Source organism: Burkholderia sp. AU32262, from assembly GCF_020419985.1.
Classification (GTDB): Bacteria; Pseudomonadota; Gammaproteobacteria; order Burkholderiales; family Burkholderiaceae; genus Burkholderia; species Burkholderia semiarida.
This window is the reverse complement of the sequence record NZ_JAIZRS010000024.1, coordinates 106,661-113,203: the sequence shown is the minus strand read 5'-3', so window position 1 is coordinate 113,203 and position 6,543 is coordinate 106,661. Positions and strand designations below refer to the sequence as shown.

General features: G+C 56.1%; 5 protein-coding genes and 2 pseudogenes. 1 reads left to right on the top strand and 6 read right to left on the bottom strand.

From position 1 onward, the window contains the following. Positions 1-449: transposase (locus LGN10_RS25805; RefSeq protein WP_226225460.1), on the top strand; the 449-nt coding region annotated here is incomplete at its 5' end. A gap of 224 nt (positions 450-673) precedes the next feature. Here the strand turns inward: LGN10_RS25805 and LGN10_RS25800 are convergent. The 6 genes and pseudogenes from LGN10_RS25800 to LGN10_RS25775 form a co-directional block, all read right to left on the bottom strand. Then, positions 674-982: pseudogene (locus tag LGN10_RS25800) on the bottom strand (DDE-type integrase/transposase/recombinase); the annotation flags it as partial. Between the two features lie 244 nt (positions 983-1,226). Continuing rightward, positions 1,227-2,240, bottom strand: coding sequence for an IS110 family transposase (locus LGN10_RS25795; protein ID WP_226225456.1), 1,014 nt, complete (start codon positions 2,238-2,240; stop codon positions 1,227-1,229). 39 nt (positions 2,241-2,279) lie between these two features. Continuing rightward, a pseudogene (locus LGN10_RS25790) lies at positions 2,280-2,779 on the bottom strand (transposase); the annotation flags it as partial. Between the two features lie 240 nt (positions 2,780-3,019). Then, a complete protein-coding gene (locus LGN10_RS25785) occupies positions 3,020-3,271 on the bottom strand; it encodes a PAAR domain-containing protein (RefSeq protein WP_124659564.1) in 252 nt (83 codons plus the stop codon). A 9-nt stretch (positions 3,272-3,280) separates the two neighbouring features. After that, the gene (locus LGN10_RS25780) at positions 3,281-3,637 is read right to left on the bottom strand and encodes a lysozyme inhibitor LprI family protein (protein ID WP_226225454.1); all 357 of its coding nucleotides are present in this window, start codon (positions 3,635-3,637) and stop codon (positions 3,281-3,283) included. A 14-nt stretch (positions 3,638-3,651) separates the two neighbouring features. Further along, entirely contained in the window at positions 3,652-6,519 is a 2,868-nt protein-coding gene (locus LGN10_RS25775; protein ID WP_226225452.1) for a cell wall hydrolase, read from the bottom strand. Positions 6,520-6,543 lie beyond the last annotated feature (24 nt).

Genomic DNA, 6,543 nt, shown 5'->3' with positions numbered 1-6,543 from the left:
ATCTGAAGACGCTGCCTGGCATTGGCTCGGTGATCGCCATGACTATCCTCGCCGAGGCCGGCGACCTGCGCCGCTTCGGTCACCACCGTCAGTTCCTGAAGTACTGTGGATTCGACCTGGCGAAGATGCAGTCGGGTACCCAGCGGGGGCGCGAGCAACTCTCCAAGCGCGGCAATGCACGATTGCGGCTGGCCTTCTGGATGGCAGGCATGGCTGCCGTGCGCATGAAGGAGAACTCATTCCGCTCGAAATATGAACGTTACGTCCATGCAGATCCGGACGACGCTGACCTCAAGCGCAAGGCGCTTACCGCCGTGGCAGCGAAGATGGCTCGCGTGGCTTACAGCATGATCAAGAAGAACCAGCCTTACAGGCAGTTCTTCGAACTCGGTTTACCCAGTGGATCGATCCCTCTCTCGGCTGCCGTTGGGGCGCAGGCGACCCCGTAGATAATGCTCGGACCTTCCGCTGGGGCTTCTATGCTGTTTTAGGTACGGTGAAGATCACGCCGTGTGCGATGAATCTTGTGTCCACTATGGTCAGCAAGTCTCCCCGATGCCGCGGAAGACCACTGGTTGGTTGTCGTTCGCTCTTTGACAGCTCGCGCACTGCATCTCGCCGTGTGCGCGGCACCGTTTTACCTTGCGTTGCACATTCCGCTTGCATTTAGAACGTTGTCGACCGTGATGGATGCGGGTAAGCCTCGCATCTCCTTGAGCCGCTCGAGCACTTGCTGCACTCGTAAGCCCGGCAGCGATGTATCGACCTCGATGACCAAGCACTCGCGCGTGTAGTCGTCAACCACGTTCAGGCATCGAAACCGCCGACCATAGGCCAGCCCGTCAGAAACGAAGTCCATCGACCAGCTCTGATTCGGGCCTGTTGGTAACGGCAGCGGCGTGCGCTCGACAGCCGCAATACGCTTGCGTCGCCGCTTGCGCACGCTCAGTCCCGCCTTGCTGTACAGGCGCCAGATGCGCTTGTCGTCTAATTGCTGTCAATAGATCATCCTCCTGGAAAGGGTTCAGACCAGCCGTTTCCTTGTCGTCTTCGTGGTCGTGTTCACGCCACAACATGCCGTCAGAGAGTCGCTACAACGTTCCGATGTGATTGCCGCGGTTTTCCCGCAAAGCGCGTCAAGGAATCGTTGAGGCGACGTAATCAGCCTGGATGAACCGGTACCGCAGTTGTTGCAGGTAAAGCGACTTGCGACGGCGAGCGTGTGGCTATCCCGGGATGAACTCCTTGCCGCTTCTCCACATTGAGAGCAGCAGCGTCGAGAGTTTGCGAGCGGTTGCAACCAGTGCTTTGCGCAGGCCAATCCGGGGAATCAGTGCCTGCGCCCAGCGTCGGATTGCGCAGTCGCGCTTATGACGCAGGAGCAAAGCCGACGCCGCCTCGAACAGCATGTGTCTGGTCAGCCGGCAGCCGGTCTTGGATATTCCACCGTTATGGTCGACGTCCCCTGATTGGTACTTCCTTGGCGTTAGACCAAGATACGGACCAATATCGCCGACACGGCGAAATCGATCCGGATTGTCGACTGCAGCAGCGAATGCCACTGCTGTCTTCACGCCGACACCGGGGACCGTCATCAGACGACGACACACATCGCTGGCGCGCGCAATCCGTTCAAGCGCCTTATCGGTCTCACGGACTTGCCTGTCTATATGCCTCCAACTGTCGAGCAGGATGTCAACTACGCCACGGATTAGCGATGTCGATGGCGTATGTTGCTCGACGAGTTTCTCGAATGCGCTGCGCGTACCAGGAGGCAGCACAACACCAAAGGTTTTGAGCACCCCGCGGATCTGGTTGTACAGGCCGGTACGCATACTGACCAATTGACTGCGCGCTCCAAGAAGCAGCCGGACTTCGTGGCTCGCGATACTTTTGACTTCGACGGCACGATACCAGCCACTGCGCGTGAGTTGAGCGATGCCGCGCGCGTCATTGCTGTCAGTCTTGTTCAGTTGCGTCGCGAGCGCTGCGTGCACGTGGCGGGCATGAATGCAATCAACAGGAACACCTCGATTTCGCAGTGCGTGATAGAACCATACTGCGAGAGGGCCAGTTTCCATTCCGACGCGCCGGACCTCGGGGGCTTGCTGTCGGATGATGCTATCAATAGCCTGCGGATCCGATGCTACTATTCCGCGCCAGACGGGATTACCGTCCCCATCGATTACGCAAACCGCCGTTGACATCTGCGATACATCGAGACCCACATACGTTTCCATGGCAGCCTCCGTCGTTAGCCGGAGACGCAATTACAGCATGTGGTTGGCGAAGCAGCCATCACGCCGCAACAGCACGTGAATCCGGCGATAGCCGTAGCGGCGCTTCTGCGCGGCGATGGCCATCATCCGGCCAGTCAGCGCTTCGTCATCAACTCGGCGGCGTGATTCGTAGTGGAACAGCGAGCGCGAAATCCCTACCAGCCCGCAGGCCCGGGTAACACCCATGGCACGTTCGGTCATCAATATCCGGACCGCTTCGCGCTTGGCCTGCGGGCTTGCTACTTTCGAGCCAGCAGGTCCTTCAGCGCGGCGTTGTCGAGCATCGATTCGGCCAACAGACGCTTGAGCTTGCTGTTCTCCTGCTCCAGCTCCTTCAAACGCTGCGCTTCGGAGACCGTCATCCCGCCGAACTTCGCTTTCCAGTTGTAGTAGGTCGCTTCCGAGATGCCGTACTTGCGACACAGCTCCGCCGGCTTCAGGCCAGCCTCGGCTTCCTTCAAGATGCTGATGATTTGCTCTTCGGTGAATCGCTTCTTCATTGCCGTTCCTCTCTGGAACGGACTCTACACCGTCACCGTACTAAACGCGGGGAGCAGGTCAGACGATCATCACCGGTTGCCATAAAGACTGCACCCGTTACCAATAACAAACCACGTGCCAATCCACAATCCGGCCCGGCATAGGTGTCAGGCGCGGGGCGCTAAACATCTGCGAGCGCTGATTTCGATACACAACCAACGACATTTGTCGACACGTTGGCACCTTGTTTGATCTCAGGATCAAACGAGACTCGAGATTAGGTGACAGCCGCACGTGGCGCGATGGCCGTGCCGTGCGATCGGAATACCGTCGTCCGTCATTGACGGATCGCCTTCGACGATGATGTTGGACGACACTTCGGGATGCTGCGGGCACGACACGCGATCGCCCTTGCGAGCGACGTAGCGGCCGTCAAAGCGCATCGTCGTGGAACCCGTTTCGACCTTACCGCCGTGATCGGTGTCGTCTCCGATGCGAATTAAATTCATCATGTCAGCCTACTATTTCCCGAGAAGTGTTTTTAAATAATCAACTCGCTGTTTTGTTATAGTGACAAGGCAATCCTTCGTGATTAGACCGGAGCCGGCGCCTTGGGATTGCGACGCTTCGGCTGCGATATAGCCGTTGCACTGCTTGTCCCGGTAATTGAGCCAAGCCTTCTGAGATTGCTCAAACTCATTCTTGTACTGTGTGGCAGAGTACAGTTTTTGATAAATTGAATTGAGTTCTTTTTTTGATTTATCCAGGGATTGATTGGTGCAGGATAAGTCGTCGTATACGTTCCCGCTATTGATGCATGCATCGGCAAAAGAGGTTAGAGGTAAAATAAAAAATACAAGTGAGATGATTTTTTTCATGGCTTCATAAAAAATTATTGATTGTATGATTCTGGAATTACTATAGTAAAAGGCTCCGGTCTAAAAGGCATTAGGCCTTCCGTTGTTCCATGTACATGAACTGCGCGTCCCGCTCCGTACCTATATCCGGTAATGCTTGCTTGATGGACAACATCTTCAACCCATGCTTTTGTTGCATCCGTAGCCTCGTCTAAGGCATATGGATTTGCATAGCTGAGATTGTTGCCGACGAGAGAAGGGCCACCATTTGCTCTATCTTGCAAATGAGCAATAACCATGGCTCTTACCCTTGCAGGGACTCTACTCTCGGGAACGTTTTGCACTGATCCATATGCGCCCGCTCTCGGGGCGTTAATGTCTGAAAACTGCCACCTATCATTAATTACGCCTCTAAAAGTGCTCCAGTTTTTGACGCCGGACATCACTCTGTTTATGATGGTGTCAACGACTGCGCCGGCCTGATTGGCTAAATTTTCATCATTTAGACTGATGGCAACCTCTGTTGCTGTAACTTTAATCAGGTCTTCTACGTCTTGTTCGGACAGTCGGAGAATTCTTGTTGGATCGCCAATTCCGGAATTAATGAAATTGCCGATCAATCCAATCGGATGAAAATGCCATGGGTTCGGCTCACTTGGGAACCCGTCCACTTTTTTTTCGACGACCTGTTCCCACCACTGCAGTTTTCCGATTCGCTCAATCTCGGCCTTCCATAGCCACAGCAGTTTCTTCATTAGCGGCGACAGCGCTTCCCACTTTCCCAAGCCGCCGCCCCATTCGCTTTCGCAGCGTACTACAAGATGGGAGAGGGCTTCGGCCGTCCACTGTGTTTCCTGCGCGTGCTTCAGCTCTTGTGCTGTCACCTTCCCGTCGTGGTTCGCATCAATTGCCTTCTCAAGCTTCGAGATGAGAGGGCTCGCGTTCACGGTTGCCGCGCTCGTTTCGAATTCGGTTTTGTCTTCGTCGGCCAGAAACTGCTCGGCGACGTGGATGTAGCGTTTGAACATGTCGACAGGTTTGATGCTGCTGTTGTCGACCAGTTCAAAGCCGGGCCAGTCCCACGGCCCGCACATCCGAACCAGTGGGGGATTTTGCTCGCAGACCCATCCGGCTCGAGTGCTACCGTCCTTCGTGCCGATAGTCACGTAGTACCAGCGCCGCCCCTTGTCGTCCTTCGCGACGTTCGCGTCACCGTTCTTTTCGAGGTCGACTCGTCGAAATACATTGCGGAAATCTGCGCCCGGCCCCTTCGCGTTTGAGAGGCTTAGCGGGAAATCCTTCCAGCCTGGCACGATTGCCGTCGCGGTCGTATTGGCGAAGTCACTTTCGACCCATACAGGTGGGCCGACGTCGTTGAACACGGGTTTCGCATGACGACCGCCATGTACAGGCGCTGCCGTTTTCGGTTGCACCTTGACCCACTTTCCTTTCCCGGCGGGGGTAACAGCGACAAGTTTGGTCCCGGGTTGCAGTTTCTGGTCAGGCTCGGGCAGGTTGGTCACCAGTAGCGCGCCCGGCGAGATTTCCAGGAACGTTTTTTCCGGGGGCCGTTCTTTCGCACGGGCCTGACTCTTCTTGACGAATGCTTCGAATTCGGGCCCGGCGAAAACTTCGAGATGCAGCAATGGCCGCGTCGGCTTCGGAGGAAGTAGCTTTGCGTCGGGGTAGCGCAGATAGTGGCCGAGCTGACCAATCACGTTGCCGGCCTTGACCGGATATGGCTCTTTTAGGACGACGACCGTATCCAGAGGCTTAGGGTCAACAATTATGTCTAGTTCCTTTTCGTACACATATCCATACGGAGCGTGTTGCGATACCGGTTGACCTACGGCCGCGCTGGCCGGTGTGCCAGACTTGATTGTATTGATCTTCATCCAACCCGGATTTGCTTTTGTCTTGTCATCGGCCACGACCGTCAACTCAGACCCGCGCGGCAGGATGCCGATGATCTTTCCGTTAGGAAGATCACGGATGCGGAGGCCGGTAATAGGAGGCTGAGGTGGGGGCGAGTCTTTCGTATTTGCTACCGGCTCGGGCACCTTCTTGAAATCGCTTTCGATGAACTCCCCAAGTACATCGCGATTACTTGGCACGGGTACCTTCGGTCGCGGTACTTCTTGTGAGTCTTTGGCCTTGTCGCCGACCCGATAGTAGCGGTCGCCTTCCCAATACGGCATCGGATTCATGTTCAGCTTCGATGGATCAACCTGGGCGACTTTCGCCTGTTCCGCCGCTGATTGGTAGCTGTTGTGATCCATCGTGTGCATGTACAGGCTGAAGAACGTCAATACTTCGCCCGGTGCAGGCTTATTCGTGCCCGCTGCTGATGCTGGCGCTGGTGCCGATGTCGCTGTCGGTACTGATGCCGATGTAGCTGTCGACTTGGATGACGTTGCCGGTTGCGTGGCCGAATTCTTGGTTGTATCCGTTTTCGGGGGATCGGGCGGGGGCGGCGGGGGCAACTGCAGCCGATGGCGGACAAGTACGAAACCGGTCGAATACAGTGCGTGGCGGTCGTCTTGGTAGTCTTGTTCCGGATACTTACTATCGAGGCGGTACGCAACGACTTCGCCGTCGGCGATCACGCGGATACCATCACCTTGCTTTAATTGCGCCGCCGTATTTTGGTCGAAGTGGATGCCACCATGCCACATGCCGTTCGCGCCGAGCGGATAGAACCCGTCTTCAGCGGCCGCTAGCGCCTTCATGTAGGTCATCGGATTAGTTGGGTCATCCTGCCCTGCTGGCGTGAACGGAAATGCCCACCGCAACGGTCGATATGGAGGTGGCGCTGATGTAGCCGGCGTCGCAGCGGGGGTGCTCGGCGCGGAAGCCGTCTTGGCCGGAGCTGCATGCTTGGAGGAATGGTGGCTTTTGCTCATGTTTCTCGGAATCTCTCGTTTTTG

What these genes read in the sequence shown, in the direction of transcription:
- LGN10_RS25795 (WP_226225456.1), bottom strand. Translation starts at nt 2,240, where the DNA reads ATGGAAACGTATGTGGGTCTCGATGTATCGCAGATGTCAACGGCGGTT.
- LGN10_RS25785 (WP_124659564.1), bottom strand. Translation starts at nt 3,271, where the DNA reads ATGATGAATTTAATTCGCATCGGAGACGACACCGATCACGGCGGTAAG.
- LGN10_RS25780 (WP_226225454.1), bottom strand. Translation starts at nt 3,637, where the DNA reads ATGAAAAAAATCATCTCACTTGTATTTTTTATTTTACCTCTAACCTCT.
- LGN10_RS25775 (WP_226225452.1), bottom strand. Translation starts at nt 6,519, where the DNA reads ATGAGCAAAAGCCACCATTCCTCCAAGCATGCAGCTCCGGCCAAGACG.